This window comes from Pseudomonas sp. C9-3 (genome assembly GCF_032392015.1).
Lineage (GTDB): Bacteria > Pseudomonadota > Gammaproteobacteria > Pseudomonadales > Pseudomonadaceae > Pseudomonas > Pseudomonas nitroreducens.
This window is the reverse complement of sequence record NZ_CP135919.1, coordinates 2,083,545-2,099,488: the sequence shown is the minus strand read 5'-3', so window position 1 is coordinate 2,099,488 and position 15,944 is coordinate 2,083,545. Positions and strand designations below refer to the sequence as shown.

The window sequence follows — 15,944 nt, the reverse complement described above, 5'->3', positions numbered from 1 at the left end:
CGAGCTTGCTCGCGAACAATGGCCATTCGAGAGATCGCGGCGGAGAGCAAGGCGCGGCCGAAGCCGCGCTGCGCTTCACATCACTTGATGTACCAACCCCACGGCTGGTCGCTGAGGTACTCGGTGACCTGCTTGGTCTCCAGGTAGTTGTCCAGGCCCCACACGCCCAGCTCGCGGCCGATGCCGCTCTGCTTGTAGCCGCCCCAGGGCGCCTGGGTGAAGGTTGGTTGCGAGCAGTTGACCCAGACGATGCCGGCGCGCAGGCCACGGCTCACGCGCTGGCAACGCGCCGGGTCGACGGACATTACCGCCGCCGCCAGGCCGAACTGGCTGTCGTTAGCCAGGCGCAGGGCCTCGGCTTCGTCCTTGAAGCGGCGCACGGCGAGCACCGGGCCGAAGATTTCCTCGCGCCACAGGGCGCTCTCCAGCGGCGAATCGATGAACACCGTCGGCTCGACGAACCAGCCCTTGTCCCGATGCGCCGGGCGCTTGCCGCCAGTGGCGAGTTTCGCGCCATCGCGCACGCCGGCTTCGATGGCCTGCAGCACCTTGGCGTGCTGGCCGGCGCTGACCAGCGGACCGAGCAGCACGCCCGGCTCCAGGCCGTTGCCGATGGTGATGCGGCGGGTTTCCTCCACCAGGCGCTCGATCAGCCGATCGTGCAGGCCGTCCTGTACCAGCAGGCGCGAGGTGGCGCTGCACACCTGGCCCTGGTTCCAGAAGATGCCGAACAGGATCCACTCCACGGCGGCCTCGACATCCGCGTCATCGAAGACGATGAAGGCCGACTTGCCGCCCAGCTCCAGGCTGACGTTCTTGATGTCCTGGGCCGCCGCCTGCATGATCGCGCGCCCGGTGGGCACGCTGCCGGTGAAGGCCAGTTTGTCCACGCCCGGATGCGCCGAAAGGGGCGAACCGGCATCGCGACCCAGTCCGGTGACCACGTTGAGCACGCCTTTGGGCAGGCCAACGGCATCAGCGGCAGCAGCCAGCTCCAGAGCGGTCAGCGGAGTCAGCTCGGAGGGCTTGAGCACGGCGGTGCAACCGGCAGCCAGCGCCGGCGCGACCTTCCACGAAGCCATCAGCAGCGGGTAGTTCCAAGGGATGATCTGCCCGGCAACACCGACCGGCTCGCGCAGCACACGACAGGCGAAGCGCTCGTCGGGCAGCGCAACCACTTCGCCCTCGCCGTTCAGTCCCTCAGCCAGCTCGGCGTAGTAGTCGAAGCAGCCGATGGCGTCGTCGATATCCCACTGTGCTTCAGGCAGCGGCTTGCCGTTGTCCTGCACTTCCAGGCGGGCCAGGTCTTCGCGGCGGCCGCGCAGGTTGTCGGCGATGGCACGCAGGTAGCCGGCGCGTTCCTTGCCCGTACTGCGGCCCCACTCGCCCTCATCGAAAGCCCGACGCGCGGACTGCACGGCGCGATCCACATCCTCACCGGTAGCGGCGGCGACCTCGGTCAGCACCGCTTCGCTGGACGGTTCGTACACCTCGAAGCGGCCGCCCTGTGCGGGTGCCTGCCACTGGCCATCGATATAGAGCTGGTCGCGCATGCGAAGGTCTCCTGAGCTTGTTGGAATGCTTGTCGGGCGAGCATAGGGAAATGGACACGGGATTGATAACGCGGACGCCGTGCATGCGGGCACGCGCGGAGCGGGCCCGAGAATTGGGGGAATCGATCAACACCGACTCCCTTCACGTCGCACTTTGTAGGATGGGTGGAGCTTGCGATACCCATCGCCCGGATCGCCAGCGATTGATGGGTATCGCTTCGCTCCACGCCATCCTACAAAAGCGATCCGATCACGAAGTCGCCTTCTGCTCCAGATACGCCTTGGGCGACAGCCCCGTCTCCTCGCGGAAGCAGCGGTAGAAGGTCGACAGCGAACGGAAGCCCGCCGCCCGCGCCAGTTCGTCGATGCGCGTGACGCTGGTGGCGCCGTCGAGTTGGCCGAGCAGGTGGCGCAGGCGCAACTGGTTCAGGTACTGGTAGAAGCTCAGGCCCAGCACCTGGTTGAGGAAGTAGGAAATCTGGTTGCGCGTGTAGCCGGTGGCCGCTGCAACCTGCGGCATGTCCAGGTCGGGATTGAGGAACGGCCGGGTCTGCTGGAAATACTGCTGGATATCGCCGCCGAGCTGGCTCAGCTGCCGCGCTGAAAGCCCCAGCCGGCTGTCGGCCATGCGCGGTTGCGGCTCACTGGCAGCCTTCTGCGGCTGACCGATCAATGCGGCGTGCTCGTTGACCCGGATGATCCGGCCATCGCGCACGGTATAGGCCTCGGTGGTGCGGAAGGACACCAGCCCTTGCGTGCCGCGCAGGGTCACCTGGTACTGCAGGAAGGCCGTGTCACCGTCCACCCGCAGGCGATCGGTGTAGACCTGCGATTCATCTCCCGCCGCCGGCATACTGGTTTGCAGGTACTCGCGCAGCTCACTCGGCGCGATCCGACGCCCCTGGAAGAAATCGTTGTACTCCACCTGCGGGTCGAACAGCGCCATCAGCGCCTCGATGTCATGCCGGCGCCAGGCCTGGTGGTAGCGCATGACCACCGCGTGAGTAGCGGCGCTGGCCGGGTCGGGCTGGTGAGTCGTGCCGTCGAGCGTGGAGCTCCAGCCCTGTTCTTCGATCATTGTTTTCCCCTGCCGGTCTCGGCCGGCATTTCCTGCTCCGGGCGTGCCCGCAAAGAGCAGCGGACCGTATGCCTGGCCCCCCCGGAGCGATTACAAAACTCGGACGCGGCCCGAAGACCGCTTTTTCTTCCGACATTCTGCCGGAGTTTTCCGATGACATCCGCCCCACTTGCGCACGCCACTCCCAGACCCTACTGGCTCGACACCCTCGACCCTGCTCCCGCCGCACCGGCGCTGGAAGCGGATCGCCGCTTCGACCTGGTGGTGGTCGGCGGCGGCTTCACCGGTCTCTGGACCGCCCTCCACGCCCGCCTGCGCTGGCCTGGCGCAAGCATCGCGGTGGTCGAGGCGCGGCGCTGCGGCGGCGAAGCCAGTGGGCGCAATGGCGGCTTCTGCGCGCCGAGCATTTCCCACGGCGTCGGCAATGCCCTGCGCCGCTGGCCGGAAGAAGCCGAGACTCTTGTACGCCTGGGTCGGCAGAATCTCGATGAATTCGAAGCGGACCTGAAGCGCTTCGGCATGAACGTCGAATTCGAGCGCCGCGGTAAACTCAGCGTTGCCGCCCAACCCTGGCAGGTCGACGGCCTGCGCAGCATGCAGCGCAACTACGAGCGCTTTGGCATCGCCTCGGAGTTTCTCGACAAGGCGCAACTGGCCGACAAACTGGACTCACCCGCCTACCAGGCCGGCGTATTCGAGCCCAACTATGCGTTGCTCAACCCGGCGAAAATGGCCGCCGAGCTGCGCCGGGTGTGCCTGGAACAAGGCGTCGAGCTGTTCGAGAACACCCCCGTGCACGAGCTGCACCAGCGCGGCGACCGCCTGATGCTGCGCTGCGATCGTGGCGAGCTGGAGGCCGGGCAGATCGCCCTGGCGACCAACATTGCACCGCCGCTGCTCGGCCACCTGAATTCCAGCGTGATCCCGGTGTACGACTATTCGCTGGTCACCCAGCCGCTCACTGACGAGCAGCTGCGTGCCATCGGCTGGGTCGACCGCTACGGTATCGCCGACGCCGGCAACCAGTTCCATTACCTGCGCAAGACCGCTGATAACCGCATCCTCTGGGCCGGCTTCGACGCCATCTACCACTTCGGCAACCGCCGCGACGAATCCCTGACCCAGCGCCCGGAAAGCTTCGAGCGCCTGGCCGGGCAGTTCCGCGAGGCTTTCTCGCAGCTCGGCCCGGTCGAGTTCAGCCATGCCTGGGGCGGCATCATCGACACCTCGGCGCGCACCACGCTGTTCACCGGCTGCGTGCTCAACGGCCGCGTCGCCTATGCGCTGGGCTTCACCGGCCAGGGCGTGTCGGCCAGCCGTTTCGCCGCGCTGAACATGCTCGACCAACTGGGTGGCGAGCGCACCGAACGCACCCAGCTGCGCATGACCTCGCAGAAGCCCTTCCCCTTCCCGCCCGAGCCGCTGCGCTACCTCGGCGTGAAGCTCGCCCAACGCTCGCTGGCCAAGGAAGACCGCACCGGCCGCCGCGACCTGCTGCTCAAGACCTGCGATGCCTTTGGCATCGGTTTCGATTCCTGATGGAGAACTTCATGTCCACCCTGCCCCGCCACGTCATCGACTTCGCCAACCCCGCCCTCGCCCCGCAAGAGCGCGAGATCAACGACCCGGCCATCGTCGATGCGCCCTATCAGAGCCGCAGCTGGCGGCACTTCTCAGCGCCCGAGAAGAACGCAATCGCCGGCATCTGGGAAGCCGGCGTGCACCTGGAGCGCTGCGAGTGCGACTACGACGAGCTGTGCCACATCCTCGAAGGCACGGTGCGCCTGACCGACGCCGACGGCGTGGCGAAGACCTTCGGCCCGGGGGACTCGTTCGTCGTGGCAGCGGGCTTCAAGGGCACCTGGGAAAACCTCACGCCGGTGCGCAAGGTGTATTTCATTCTCGGTTGAATCGCTGCTGCATAGGTTCGCGAGCAAGGACTAGGCGTCCCCCTCGGTCCTACAGCCGCGTGGCAAGCGCCGTAGGAGCGGACTCCGTCCGCGATCGACTCACCGCCACTCTGATCGACCCGGGAGTCGGGGGGGCCATCGCGGACAGAGTCCGCTCCTACTAAATGGCTGCCGTCAAACACCTCGATCTGTTCCGCCTTCCGCAGTACCGGCAGGCCGTACGTCTGCGCAAACTCCGCTGCAGGTGGAAAGGGCTATAACTAGCGAACCGAAACGGCGGGCTGCCCGGGATGAACCCTGCAACGGCAGCCCCTATTGGCATTTCCCATTTGCCCGGATCAGGCGCCCCAGCCTGATCGGCGCCCGCGGCGCGGAGCGGTTTGATGAGTTCCAGAACCTGGCGATGGGCTCGCAGGAGCCTTCCTGGCTGCATCGGACTGGCATTGCTGGTCGCGCCGCTTTACGCCAACGCCCTGTTCAAGTGCCACGCGCGGGACGGAACCGTCAGCCTCAGCAGCCAGGCCATCGCCGGTTCGCACTGCACTCGCCAGAAAGACTCGGCGAGCGCCGCTGGCAGCACCCGGGCAAAGACCGCATCCACGCTGGAGCGGGGCAACAGCCAGGGGGCAGATCGGATTCGCGTGTACACCTTCGTTCACAAGGGCGTTCGCCAGTATGTGAGCCGACGCCCGGTCGGCATTTCAGCGCGAGTCGATGTGATCGAGGTGTATTACATCAAGGGCTGCTACCTGTGCATGGCGCCGAAGGATTTCAACGTCGCCACACTGCGCCTGGACACCCGCTCCTATCGCCGGGAGATCGAAGCCGCATCGGTGCGCTACGGTGTCGACCGGGCGCTGGTGCGCGCGGTGATCCATGCCGAATCGGCATTCCAGCCCAACGCCATTTCCATTGCAGGCGCCCAGGGCCTGATGCAGTTGATGCCCGACACCGCCGAGCGCTTCAACGTGAGCGATCCGTTCGACGCGCGGCAGAACATCCGTGGCGGCGTGCGCTACCTGGCGTGGCTGCTCAAGCGCTTCAACGGCAATCAGCGGCTGGCGCTGGCCAGTTACAACGCGGGTGAAATGACGGTCGACAAGTACAACGGGATACCGCCCTACGCCGAGACGCAAACCTACGTCGCTCGCGTGCAGTCCCTGACCGAGCGCTATCGCAATCATCCGTAGGGCGCCGGGGACGGAGGCGGCTCGCGAGCAGGCATGTAGGGCGGATAACCTGGAACAGGTTATCCGCCGGCTTTTCGGCGGATAACGCTGGCGCGTTATGCGCCCTACGAAGGGCGCCAAGGTTTCAGCCGAACTTCCACCCCGCCACCGCCAGCCGCGCATCCAGCGTGGCGAGGTCGGCCTCCACCCGCGCGGCCGGTTCCGGCATGTAGGCCAGCGGATCGGGCAGCGAGGACGGCTGGCCGAGGAAGCCTTCGGTCGCCGCGTGCAGGCAGTACGCGCTGTACGCCGGGTTGTAGCCGCCCTCCTGCACCACCAGCAGCCGCCCGGCGCACAACTCGTCGGCCAGCCCACGGGCGCGGCGGGCCAGGCGGTTGAAGCCCTGCATGGTCACCAGTTGGCGGCCGTTGGGGTCGAACTGCGAGGCATCCAGGCCGTTGGCGATGATCAGCAGGTCCGGCTTGAACGCGCGCAACGCCGGCTCGACAAAGCGGCTGAAGACCATCTCGTAGAGCTGGTCGCCAGAGCCCATCGGCAGCGGCAGATTGAGATTGCTGCCCAGTCCTGCGCCAAAGCCGCGCTCGTCCACCGAGCCGGTCTGCGGGTGGCTCGGGCCCCAGGCGCCGTGGTCCATATGCAACGAGACGGTGAACACCGAGGGGTCGTCGTAGAAGCCTTCCTGCGTACCGTTGCCGTGGTGCACGTCCCAGTCGACGATGGCGACGCGTTCCAGGCCAGCGGCCTGTGCGGCGCGCGCGGCAATCCCGGCGTGGTTGAAGAAGCAGTAGCCGTCCGCCATGGCCGGCGCGGCGTGGTGACCCGGCGGGCGCACCAGGGCCATGGCCGGATGGCCGCTGGCCAATACGCTTTCCAGCGCTGCCAGGCTGGTGCCGGCAGCGGCCAGCAGCCCGGCGAGGCTGCCGGCGGACATCAGCGTGGTGCTGCTGAAGCGCTTGCCGGCGGCGTCCGCCTCGAAGATGCCGCGCAGGTAGTCGGCATCGTGGAAGCTCAGCAGATCCTCTTCGCTGGCGTGGCGGCCTTCGTGCCAACGCAACGAGCCGGCGACCGGCCCGCGCTGGAGGATGGCGCGCATGTTGAGCAGCCGGGGATTGCTCTCCGGGTGCAGCAGCTGCTCGGCCAGCAGGTCGCTGGGCGGCGCCTCGAACACGCCGGCGGCGGTGTCGTGGCGCAGCACGTCGTCGTGCCAGAAAACATCCATCGTGTGACTCATCAGAAGCCCTCGGTTTCCATCACTGCGCGCGCAGGCGCAGACACGCAACACGGCTTCGCCCCCGGCGGTACGCAGACCGGGGGCGAATCTCCATCAGTCGATGATCGTCAGTTCCGGCGGTATCTCCGACAGGCTCGCCGAGCCCTTCTCGCCGCACAGCACGGTGTCACCGAGCTTGATACCGAAGCCTTCGTTGTACAAGGACAGGTTGGGCTCGATGGAGAACGACATGTTCGGCTGGAACACGTGGTCGTCGGCCTCGTCCACCATCATCGCTTCCAGCCAGGTCGGCGGGTAGGCCAGGCCCAGGCTGTAGCCGATGCGGTGCACGCGGGTGCGCGAGAGGTCGATGCGGTCGAGGATCTGGTTGCACACGCGGTTGGCCTCGCCTACCGGGGTGCCCGGCTTGGCGATCTCGATTGCGGCGTTGAAGGCCTCGGTGAGCAGGGTAGCGACTTCCTTCACGCGCGGGCTGGGTTTGCCGATCACTGCGGTGCGCATGAGGATGGCGTGGTAGCGGTTGCACACGCCGGCGTGTTCGAGGATCACCACGTCGCCATGGCTGATGGTCTGGCGGTGCGGCATGGCGTGGGTCATGGTGCTGCGGCGGCCGGTGGCGCACATCGGGCTGATCGCCGAGTACTCGCTGCCGGCGCGGCCCAGGGCGTTGGCGACGATGCCCGCTACTTCTACCTCGGAGATGCCCGGACGCAGCGCCTCGAAGGCGGCCAGCATGCCCTGGTCAGCCATGCGTGCGGCGCTGCGCTGGTATTCGATTTCCTCGGCGGTCTTGATCAGGCGATTCTCCGCGACCAGCGGGCCGGCGTCTTCGAAGCGTGCTTCGGGCATGTAGCCCAGCAATGCGTTGTACTGCGCCGGGGAGAAGGTCGAGGCGGTCATTTCCAGGCCGATGCGCGCCTGGGACAGGCCGGCCTGGGCCAGCACGTCGGCGACGATCTTCAGCGGGTCCTGCTTGGCGATGTCATAGAAGATCGCCTCGTTGATGCACGACAGCTCCCAGGTGCAGGGCTCTTCGCTGGTGCGGGTGAGGAACACCGGCTCGGCCAGTTTCGGCGAGATGATCAGCGCCTGGTACCAGAGGAAGCCCAGGCTGTCGAAGCCGCTCAGGTAGTTGATGTTGTCCGGGTAGTTGACCACCAGGGCATCCAGGCCACGGTCGGCCATGCGGCGTTTGACGGCTTCGACGCGTTGACGGTAGGTGCGAGCGGGGAAAGCAGTAAGCATGGGGATTCCCTCCTCAGGGACAAGGTGCAAGCGACACAGGTGTTGTTGTTTGGGGCCGCCATCGGGCAGCCGTATGCGGGGGTTGAAACAGTCAGCTGGGTGGTTGCTGTCGCGCCAGGTACAGGCGCACCAGCATCACCACCAGGGTGAGGACGATCATCAGGGTGGACACGGCGGCAATCGCCGGGTCGAGGTTGTAGCGCAGGCCGTCCCAGATGCGCTTGGGCAGCGTCACCACGTTCAGGCCGCTGGTGAACAGGGTCACCACCACCTCTTCCCAGCTCATCACGAAGCCCATGAAGAAGCTGCCGAGCACGCCGCCGCGCACATTGGGCAGCAGCACGTTCCACAGCGTCGGCCAGAGCCCGGCACCCAGGGAGCGCGAGGCCTTGTACAGGCTCTGGTCGAGCCGCGCGTAGGCCACCAGCATGGCGATCACCGAGTACGGCAGCGCCATCAGCAGGTGGCCGAAACCGACGCCGAGCAGGCTGTCGAGCACGCCCAGGCGCGCATCGAGGTAGTAGATCGACATGGCCGAGACCACCTGCGGGACGATCATCGGCAGCAACACGATGGCGGTCAGCAGGGTGCGGTGCCGGCGCTGCAGCCAGATGCCGGTGGCGAACAGGAAGGCCAGCGCCGTGGACAGCGCACCAACCACCAGGGCCAGGCCCAGGCTCTGCAGGATCGACACCAGCCAGGCGCCGTCGAACAGCGTCGCATAGTGACGCAGCGACCAGCCGCCGTCCGGGAAAGCCAGGTAGCGCTGGTTGCCGAACGACAGCGGAACGATCACCAGGATCGGCAGCAGCAGGAACAGCGCAGACAGCGCCAGGGCGGCCCAGGACAGCCAGCGGCCGACCTGCGGGCGCGGCAGTTGCGGCTTTTTCACGCCCTTGGGCATGGCGGAGAGATAGGTTCCCTGCGGAGTCACAGCTCAGCCCTCCCGAGCAGGCGGCGGTAGCCGATGAGTTGTCCGAACAGCAGCGCGCAACCGACCACCAGCAGCATCAGCACGATGCTCAGCGCGGCGCCCAGGCCCCAGTTGGAGAGCTGGAACATCTGCACGTAGATGTACTCCGCGAGCATTGCCGCCTTGCCGCCGCCCAGCAGCGCCGGGGTGACGAAGCAGCCAAGGCTGAAGACGAAGACGATGGCCGATGCGGCGACCACACCGGGCAGCGTCAGCGGGATGAAGATGTCCTTCAGCGTCTGCCAGTGGCTGGCGCCCAGGCTGCTGGAAGCGCGCAGCAGGCTGTCGTCCACCTGCTTGAGCGAGGACAGCAGTGGCAGCACCGCGTAGGGCACCATGAAGTGCACCATGCCGATCAGCGCGCCCAGTTCGTTGCGCACCAGCGGCGGCGGCGCATCGAACCAGCCGGTGGCCATCAGCCCCTGGCTGACCAGGCCTCCGTTGCGCAACAGCACCAGCCAGGCGAAGGCGCGGATCAGCATCGACAGCCAGAACGGCAGCAGCACGAACAGCTCGATCAGTTGCCGGCCGCGCGGCGTCGCGAACCGCCAGCGATAGGCGATCAGGTAGGCGATGGCGACGCTGATTGCGGTGGTCAGCAGGCAGATGCGCAAGGTGCGCCAGATCACTGCCTGCAGGTTGGCGTTGTCGGCAATTGCCGCGTAGTTCTGCGTGCCCCACTCCGGCAGGCTGAAGCTCCAGCCCAGCACGCCGAGGGTCGGCAGCAGGTAGCCGACCACCACGAGCAATGGCAGGGGCAGGATCAGCAGGCCGTAGACCGGCAGCACGCCCGGTGCGAAACGTCGCATCTCAGCCACCGATCAGCGCGAGGTAGCGCTCCAGGGTTTCGCCGTAGTGTTCGGCATGCCACTTGTTGTTCAGCGACACCTGCTTCTTCAGGTTGTCCGGCGCGGTGGGGTTGATCGCCTGCAGCTGGGCGCTGAGCAGGTCGTTGGCCGCAAGGTTCACCGGGCCCATGTTGTAGACCTCCATGAGCTTGGCCTGCACTTCCGGCCGCAGCGCGTAGGCGATGAACTCCATGGCCGCCTTGGCGCCGGCCGGGTTGCCCTTGGGCACCATCCACACCGAAGGCGAGACAATGCCGCCGTCGAAGCTCCAGTCGATCTTGCCGCCGGTATCGTTCTTCACCAGCTCGGCGCGGGTGTGCCACATCTGCGCCATGCTCACTTCGCCATCGCGGATCAGCTGCTGCGACTCGGCTCCGGTGGACCAGTGGGTGGCGATGTGCGGCAGCAGTTCCTCGATCTTGCGCAGGGCGCGGTCCACATCCAGCGGGTAGAGCTGCTCCGGCGGCACACCGTCGGCCAGCAGCGCGCATTCGAGGTTGGCGCTCATCCATTTGTAGAGGGTGCGTTTGCCCGGGTACTTCTTCACGTCCCAGAAGTCGGCCCAGGACTTGGGCGGGTTCTTGCCGAACTGCTCGTGGTCGTAGCCGATCACGTAGCTGTAGGTGTAGTTGGCGAGGCCGAAATCATGCACGTCGCCGTAGCCGATCAGCGACTTGTCGACGATGCCGAAGTCGATGGGCGCGAGGAACTTGTCCTTGCCCAGGCGATAGGACGAATACATCTCGCCGTCGCACACATCCCAACGCACCGCGCCGCTGCTGACCTGGGTCTTCAGCGCACCCTCGGTGGGGCCGCTGCCATCGATCTTCAGCGTCAGCCCGGCCACCTCGTTGAAGCCGCCGAAGCTCTTCTCGAAGGCCGGCACCGCATCACCACCCCAGTTGGCCACCACCAGGTTGCCGCCGACAGCGAAGGCGCGGCCACCGGCGCCGAACGGCAGCGCGCTGGCGGCGGCGAGCAGCAGCAGGCTGCGGTTGAAATCACGGCGGCTGATGCCGGCGCGCTCGCCCTTCTGGGCAGCGATTTCGATGGCGTCTTCGATGAAGCCTGGGCGTTCTTTCATGGTGATTGCTCCCCGATCGTTGTTTTCGTTATGTGGTTGTCAGGCGGACAGCAGGTGGCAGTGCTGCGGCGACCAGCTGCACCAGTAGCGCTGGCCGCTGCGCAGATCGGCCAGCAGCGGGTGCGCGACCGGCAGGCGCAGGTCGAGGCGCTCGCCCTGCTCCAGGGTCAGCTCGAGGTTGACGTGGGCACCCTGGTAAGTGGCATTGCCGACGGTGGCGCACAGGCCGTTGTCGCGGCCGGCGTCCTGCAGCGGGCGCAGGTCGATATGCTCCGGGCGCACCGCCAGCCAGCTCTTGCCGCCCTGGTTCGCCTGGGCCGAATGGGCCACGCGCAGGTGCTGGCCACGGAAATCGCAGAGCGTGGCCTCGGCTTCGCGTCGTACCACGCCAACCTCCAGCAGGTTGGTGTCGCCGAGGAAGTTGGCGACAAAACGGCTGGCCGGGCGTTCGTAGACTTCGCGTGGGGTGCCGACCTGCTCCAGGCGGCCCTTGTTGAACACGGCGATGCGGTCGGACAGCGCCAGGGCTTCTTCCTGGTCGTGGGTGACGAAGACGAAGGTAGTGCCGAAATCCTTGTGCATGCGCGCCAGCTCGCCCTGCATTTCCTGGCGCAGGCGACGGTCGAGGGCGGACAGCGGTTCGTCGAGCAGCAAGAGCTTGGGTTTGAACACCAGCGCACGGGCCAGCGCCACGCGCTGCTGCTGGCCGCCGGAGAGCTGGGCGATGCCGCGATTGCCCATGCCGGCCAGGCCGACGCGCTCCAGCACCTCGGCCACCCGGCGCTCGATCTCCGCGCCCGGCACCTTGCGGATGCGCAGCGGGTAGGCGACGTTCTGCGCCACGCTCATGTGCGGGAACAGCGCGTAGCCCTGGAACACCACGCCGAAATCGCGCTGGTCCGGCGACAGCTGGGTGATGTCGCGGCCGTCCATCTCGATATGCCCTTCGCTGGGCTCGACGAAGCCGGCGAGCATCATCAGCGTGGTGCTCTTGCCCGAGCCCGAAGGGCCGAGCAGCGTGAGGAATTCGCCCTGGCGAATGCTCAGGCTGAGGTCGCTCAGGACCTGCAGGTTGCCGTAGCGCTTGCCCAGGCCGAGCAAGTCGACGAAATGCTGCATGGCGGGTCTCCAGCCGTTTTTCTTGTTGATCGGTGTTGGCTTGGTGATTTTTTTGTATTGGCTTGGGGCCATCTTCTGTGCAAATTTAACTAACGACAATTCAATAGATTTCCGCCTGAATCGTTAGTCAAATTCACACAAAAAGGTCTTCCATGCGTCAGAACAGTGCGTTCCGAATGCCCTCCCTCATCGCCCTGCGCGCTTTCGAGGCGCTGGTCCGGCAAGGCAGCATCAGCCGTGCGGCACTGGAGTTGCACGTCACCCACGGGGCGGTCAGCCACCAGGTGAAGAAGCTGGAAGAAGAGCTGGGCATGGCGCTGGTGGAGCGCCAGGGCAAGGGCGTGAAACTGACCGCCGCCGGGCGCCAGCTGAGCCAGCAGATCAGCAGCGCCTTCGACCAGTTGCGCGACATCCGCCGCGCCCTGCCCAGCGAGGAACCCGCCGGCGAACTGCGCATCGCCTGCGCCCCGGCGCTGCTCGCGCGGGTGTCGTCGCTGCTGGAGAAATTCCTGCGCAACTACCAGGAAGTCGCCCTGCACCTGCTGCCGATGAGCAGTGACCTGGGCCAGGTGGACATGGTGATTTCCTTCGGCGAGACGCACATCGAAGGCCAGCGCTTCGCCGCGCTGGGCGACATCCGCTACTTCCCGGTGTGCAGCCCACGCCTGCTCAACACCCAGGAACACCTGCGCAAACCGCGCGACCTGGCGCGCCAGGTGCTATTGCACGAGGACGATGGTTTCGACTGGAGCCGCTACTTCCTCGCCGCCGGCGTGCCCGGCCTGCAGGCGCGGCAGAACGTCTTCCTGCCCGACGCCTACCTGACCATCCGCGCCGCACTGGCCGGCGGCGGCGTGACCATCAGCGACCACATCCTGGCCGGCGAGGAGCTGGCCGAAGGCCGACTGGTGCGCCTGTTCGACATCGACTTCCCGGCGCCCCACCCCTACTTCCTGATCATCCCGCCCCACGGCAACCAGGCCCTGGCGCGGGAGTTCGCAGATTGGTTGCTGCACGAGCTGGAGGCGATTCCGGCGTTTGATTGAGTAGCGAAATGCTCTTGTAGGATGGCGTGGAGCGCAGCGATACCCATCGATTCCGTGCGGCGACAGCATGGGTATCGCTGCGCTCCACCCATCCTACGATCGAGGTTTTCCTGGCAAGGGTGGCGCTGGGCGTTCGCGAGCAAGCTCGCTCCTACAAAGAGCACCATGGCGCACCCTGTAGGAGCGAGCTTGCTCGCGAACAAAGACCCGCTGTGGCGGGCGGCTATGTCCTCAGAGCTTCCGCCCGCCGAGCAGGAAATGCGACAACGCCGGAATCAGGATCAGCGCCCCGAGCATGTTCCAGAGGAACATGAAGGTCAGCAGGATGCCCATGTCCGCCTGGAACTTGATTGGCGACCAGGCCCAGGTGATCACGCCCGCTGCCAGGGTCACGCCAACCAGCGCGACCACCTTGCCGGTGAAGGCGACCGCCTGCTGGTACGCCACCGACAGTGGCAGCCCGGCCCGCTGCAACTGCAGCTGCACGCTGAGCAGGTAGAGCGCGTAATCCACCCCAATCCCCACACCCAGGGCGATCACCGGCAGCGTGGCAACCTTCACGCCGATGCCCATCACTACCATCAGCGCCTCGCAGAGAATCGAGGTAAGCACCAGCGGCAGCAGCGCCACCAGGGTTGCGCGCCAGCTGCGGAAGGTGATCAGGCAGAAGATGCCCACGGCCGCATAGACGTAGAACAGCATGCGGTGGTTGGCCTCGCGCACCACGCGGTTGGTCGCCGCCTCGATACCGGCGCTGCCGGCGGCGAGGAGGAACTGGCGGTCCGGGGTGCTGTTGGCGCGGGCGAAGTTCTCGGCGATGCCGGCCACTTCGTCCAGGGTTTGCGCCTTGTGGTCCTTGAGAAAGGCGATCACCGGCATCAGCGAGCATTCGGTGTTGAACAGCTCAGGGGTGTTCACCGAGGCCTGCTGGGCGGCGTAGTTGAGCACGTCCTGGTTGCGCTGCAGGCTGGCGAACTTGGGGTTGCCCTCGTAGGTGCCGGCGGTGATCTGGCGCACCGCGTTGACCAGCGAAGTCGTCGCCTGCACACCGTCGTGCTGTTGCAGCGCCCAGCCCAGGCGGTCGGCGAGGATCAGCGTGCGGTAGTTCAGGCAGCCTTCGGGGGCGGTCTTCACCATCACCGCGAAGAGGTCGCTGGAGAGCGCGTAATGGCTGGTGATGTAGGCGTTGTCGCGGTTGTAGCGCGAGTCGGCGCGCAGCTCCGGCGCGCCGGCGTCGAGGTCGCCGATCTGCAGGTGCTGGCTGACCAGCAGGCCACCCGCCCCCAGCAGCGCCGCCACGGCCAGCGCGATAGTCGCCCAGCGTCGCTCGGTGAAGTGATCGAGCAGCGCCCACAGTTTGCCGAGGCCCTGCCGGCGATCCACCTGGCGTTCCTCGCGCAGGGCGCGCTCGACGGCACGCTGGCTGACACCGACATAGGACAGCGCCACCGGCATCATCAGCAGCGAAGTGAAGATCAGCACTGCCACACCGATGCTGGCGGCGATGGCCAGGTCCTGGATCACCGGGATGTCGATCAGCATCAGCACGGCGAAGCCCACCGCATCCGACAGCAGCGCAGTGACGCCGGCGAGGAACAGGCGGCGGAAGGTGTTGCGCGCGGCCACCTGCTTGTGGGTGCCACGGCCGATGTCCTGCATGATCCCGTTCATCTTCTGGGTGGCGTGGGACACGCCAATGGCGAAGATCAGGAACGGCACCAGGATCGAGTACGGGTCCAGCGCATAGCCCAGCCACGCCACCAGGCCGAGCTGCCAGACCACCGCAAGCAGCGAGCAGCCGATCACCAGCAGGCTGCTGCGCAGGCAGCGGGTGTAGAAGAAGATGATGACGAAGGCGGTGACCACCGCCAGGCCGAAGAACAGCATCACCCGCAGCAGGCCGTCGATCAGGTCGCCCACCAGCTTGGCGAAGCCGATCACGTGCAGGCGTACTGCGCCCTTGCCCTCTTCGCCAGCGGCGAAGGCCCGGGAATCCCCCAGGTATTCGTACTTCAGGCGCAGCTCGTCGAGGGCACGAGAGAATTCGCGGTAGTCGATGCCCTTGCCGGTGGCCGAGTCGCGGTCCAGCAGCGGCACCACCAGCATGCTGGAACGGAAGTCATTGCCCACCAGGCTGCCGACGATGCCGGCGCGGGCGATGTTCTGGCGCAACTGGCCGATGGCCTCGGGCTTGCCGTCGTAGCCGTCGGGCATCACCGGGCCACCCTGGAATCCTTCCTCGGTGACCTCGGTCCAGCGCACCGCCGGCGACCACAGAGACTTCATCCAGGCGCGGTCGACGCCGTGGCTGAGGAACAGCTGGTCACTGATCTGCCGCAGGCTGGAGAGGTAGGCCGGGTCGAAGATGTCGCCGTTGGGGTTCTCCACCACCACCCGCACCGCGTTGCCCAGGCCGCGCAGCGCGGCGCGGTTGTCCAGGTAGTTGCGGATGTAGGGATCGCCGTGGGGGATCATCTTCTCGAAGGCCGGGCGCATCTCCAGGCGGGTCACGGCCATGTAGCCCAGCACCAGGGTGACCAGGGCAATCAGGGCGATGAACAGCGCACGGTGGTTGAACACCAGGCGCTCCAGCAGGTTGCCGCTGTGGGCGTCGAAGTCCCGCAGTTCGCGGACTACAGGCATCTCGCCTTGCTTGAGGTCGACCAT

Annotated in this window: 13 protein-coding genes; 4 read left to right on the top strand and 9 right to left on the bottom strand. The window is 66.4% G+C overall.

Annotated elements, in window-relative coordinates; translation table 11 throughout:
• Nucleotides 1–80: 80 nt before the first annotated feature.
• Together RS899_RS09550 and RS899_RS09545 are read right to left on the bottom strand one after the other, a co-directional pair.
• Nucleotides 81–1,553, bottom strand: coding sequence for an aldehyde dehydrogenase family protein (locus RS899_RS09550; RefSeq protein ID WP_315809725.1), 1,473 nt, complete (start codon nucleotides 1,551–1,553; stop codon nucleotides 81–83).
• Nucleotides 1,554–1,803: 250 nt separating this feature from the next.
• Nucleotides 1,804–2,544 carry a nuclear transport factor 2 family protein gene (locus RS899_RS09545; RefSeq protein ID WP_054909797.1) on the bottom strand — a complete coding sequence of 247 codons (741 nt, stop codon included), beginning with the start codon at nucleotides 2,542–2,544 and terminating at the stop codon, nucleotides 1,804–1,806.
• Nucleotides 2,545–2,784: 240 nt separating this feature from the next.
• Between RS899_RS09545 and RS899_RS09540 the strand changes: the two genes are divergently transcribed.
• The 3 genes from RS899_RS09540 (at nucleotide 2,785) to RS899_RS09530 (ending at nucleotide 5,731) form a co-directional block, all read left to right on the top strand.
• A complete protein-coding gene (locus tag RS899_RS09540) occupies nucleotides 2,785–4,170 on the top strand; it encodes an FAD-dependent oxidoreductase (RefSeq protein ID WP_315809724.1) in 1,386 nt (461 codons plus the stop codon).
• Nucleotides 4,171–4,181: 11 nt separating this feature from the next.
• Nucleotides 4,182–4,541, top strand: a complete 360-nt coding sequence (locus tag RS899_RS09535; protein WP_084357700.1) for a cupin domain-containing protein — start codon at nucleotides 4,182–4,184, stop codon at nucleotides 4,539–4,541.
• Nucleotides 4,542–4,924: 383 nt separating this feature from the next.
• Nucleotides 4,925–5,731 (top strand): lytic transglycosylase domain-containing protein, encoded by an 807-nt coding sequence (locus tag RS899_RS09530; RefSeq protein ID WP_315809723.1) that lies wholly within the window; start codon nucleotides 4,925–4,927, stop codon nucleotides 5,729–5,731.
• Between the two features lie 124 nt (nucleotides 5,732–5,855).
• Here RS899_RS09530 and RS899_RS09525 read toward each other — a convergent pair whose 3' ends face one another.
• The 6 genes from RS899_RS09525 to RS899_RS09500 form a co-directional block, all read right to left on the bottom strand.
• Nucleotides 5,856–6,962 carry a hypothetical protein gene (locus RS899_RS09525; RefSeq protein ID WP_315809722.1) on the bottom strand — a complete coding sequence of 369 codons (1,107 nt, stop codon included), beginning with the start codon at nucleotides 6,960–6,962 and terminating at the stop codon, nucleotides 5,856–5,858.
• 93 nt (nucleotides 6,963–7,055) lie between these two features.
• Nucleotides 7,056–8,207: a M24 family metallopeptidase gene (locus tag RS899_RS09520; RefSeq protein ID WP_054909775.1), complete on the bottom strand. Its 1,152-nt coding sequence runs from the start codon at nucleotides 8,205–8,207 to the stop codon at nucleotides 7,056–7,058.
• Nucleotides 8,208–8,298: 91 nt separating this feature from the next.
• Nucleotides 8,299–9,141 (bottom strand): ABC transporter permease, encoded by an 843-nt coding sequence (locus RS899_RS09515; protein WP_196913645.1) that lies wholly within the window; start codon nucleotides 9,139–9,141, stop codon nucleotides 8,299–8,301.
• Nucleotides 9,138–9,989 carry an ABC transporter permease gene (locus RS899_RS09510; RefSeq protein WP_054909776.1) on the bottom strand — a complete coding sequence of 284 codons (852 nt, stop codon included), beginning with the start codon at nucleotides 9,987–9,989 and terminating at the stop codon, nucleotides 9,138–9,140. The genes RS899_RS09515 and RS899_RS09510 overlap by 4 nt, the downstream gene beginning before the upstream one ends.
• A gap of 1 nt (nucleotide 9,990) precedes the next feature.
• Nucleotides 9,991–11,112 (bottom strand): ABC transporter substrate-binding protein, encoded by a 1,122-nt coding sequence (locus RS899_RS09505; protein WP_315809721.1) that lies wholly within the window; start codon nucleotides 11,110–11,112, stop codon nucleotides 9,991–9,993.
• Between the two features lie 39 nt (nucleotides 11,113–11,151).
• Nucleotides 11,152–12,231, bottom strand: coding sequence for an ABC transporter ATP-binding protein (locus RS899_RS09500; RefSeq protein ID WP_233298593.1), 1,080 nt, complete (start codon nucleotides 12,229–12,231; stop codon nucleotides 11,152–11,154).
• A gap of 176 nt (nucleotides 12,232–12,407) precedes the next feature.
• Here RS899_RS09500 and RS899_RS09495 point away from each other — a divergent pair, with 176 nt between their 5' ends.
• Nucleotides 12,408–13,277, top strand: a complete 870-nt coding sequence (locus tag RS899_RS09495) for a LysR substrate-binding domain-containing protein (protein ID WP_045207678.1) — start codon at nucleotides 12,408–12,410, stop codon at nucleotides 13,275–13,277.
• 231 nt (nucleotides 13,278–13,508) lie between these two features.
• Here the strand turns inward: RS899_RS09495 and RS899_RS09490 are convergent, their stop codons facing one another.
• Complete coding sequence (locus RS899_RS09490; protein ID WP_315809720.1) at nucleotides 13,509–15,944, bottom strand: efflux RND transporter permease subunit; 2,436 nt, start codon at nucleotides 15,942–15,944, stop codon at nucleotides 13,509–13,511.

What these genes read in the sequence shown, in the direction of transcription:
- RS899_RS09550 (WP_315809725.1), bottom strand. Translation starts at nt 1,553, where the DNA reads ATGCGCGACCAGCTCTATATCGATGGCCAGTGGCAGGCACCCGCACAG.
- RS899_RS09545 (WP_054909797.1), bottom strand. Translation starts at nt 2,544, where the DNA reads ATGCGCTACCACCAGGCCTGGCGCCGGCATGACATCGAGGCGCTGATG.
- RS899_RS09540 (WP_315809724.1), top strand. Translation starts at nt 2,785, where the DNA reads ATGACATCCGCCCCACTTGCGCACGCCACTCCCAGACCCTACTGGCTC.
- RS899_RS09535 (WP_084357700.1), top strand. Translation starts at nt 4,182, where the DNA reads ATGTCCACCCTGCCCCGCCACGTCATCGACTTCGCCAACCCCGCCCTC.
- RS899_RS09530 (WP_315809723.1), top strand. Translation starts at nt 4,925, where the DNA reads ATGAGTTCCAGAACCTGGCGATGGGCTCGCAGGAGCCTTCCTGGCTGC.
- RS899_RS09525 (WP_315809722.1), bottom strand. Translation starts at nt 6,962, where the DNA reads ATGAGTCACACGATGGATGTTTTCTGGCACGACGACGTGCTGCGCCAC.
- RS899_RS09520 (WP_054909775.1), bottom strand. Translation starts at nt 8,207, where the DNA reads ATGCTTACTGCTTTCCCCGCTCGCACCTACCGTCAACGCGTCGAAGCC.
- RS899_RS09510 (WP_054909776.1), bottom strand. Translation starts at nt 9,989, where the DNA reads ATGCGACGTTTCGCACCGGGCGTGCTGCCGGTCTACGGCCTGCTGATC.
- RS899_RS09505 (WP_315809721.1), bottom strand. Translation starts at nt 11,112, where the DNA reads ATGAAAGAACGCCCAGGCTTCATCGAAGACGCCATCGAAATCGCTGCC.
- RS899_RS09500 (WP_233298593.1), bottom strand. Translation starts at nt 12,231, where the DNA reads ATGCAGCATTTCGTCGACTTGCTCGGCCTGGGCAAGCGCTACGGCAAC.
- RS899_RS09495 (WP_045207678.1), top strand. Translation starts at nt 12,408, where the DNA reads ATGCCCTCCCTCATCGCCCTGCGCGCTTTCGAGGCGCTGGTCCGGCAA.
- RS899_RS09490 (WP_315809720.1), bottom strand. Translation starts at nt 15,944, where the DNA reads ATGGTCGACCTCAAGCAAGGCGAGATGCCTGTAGTCCGCGAACTGCGG.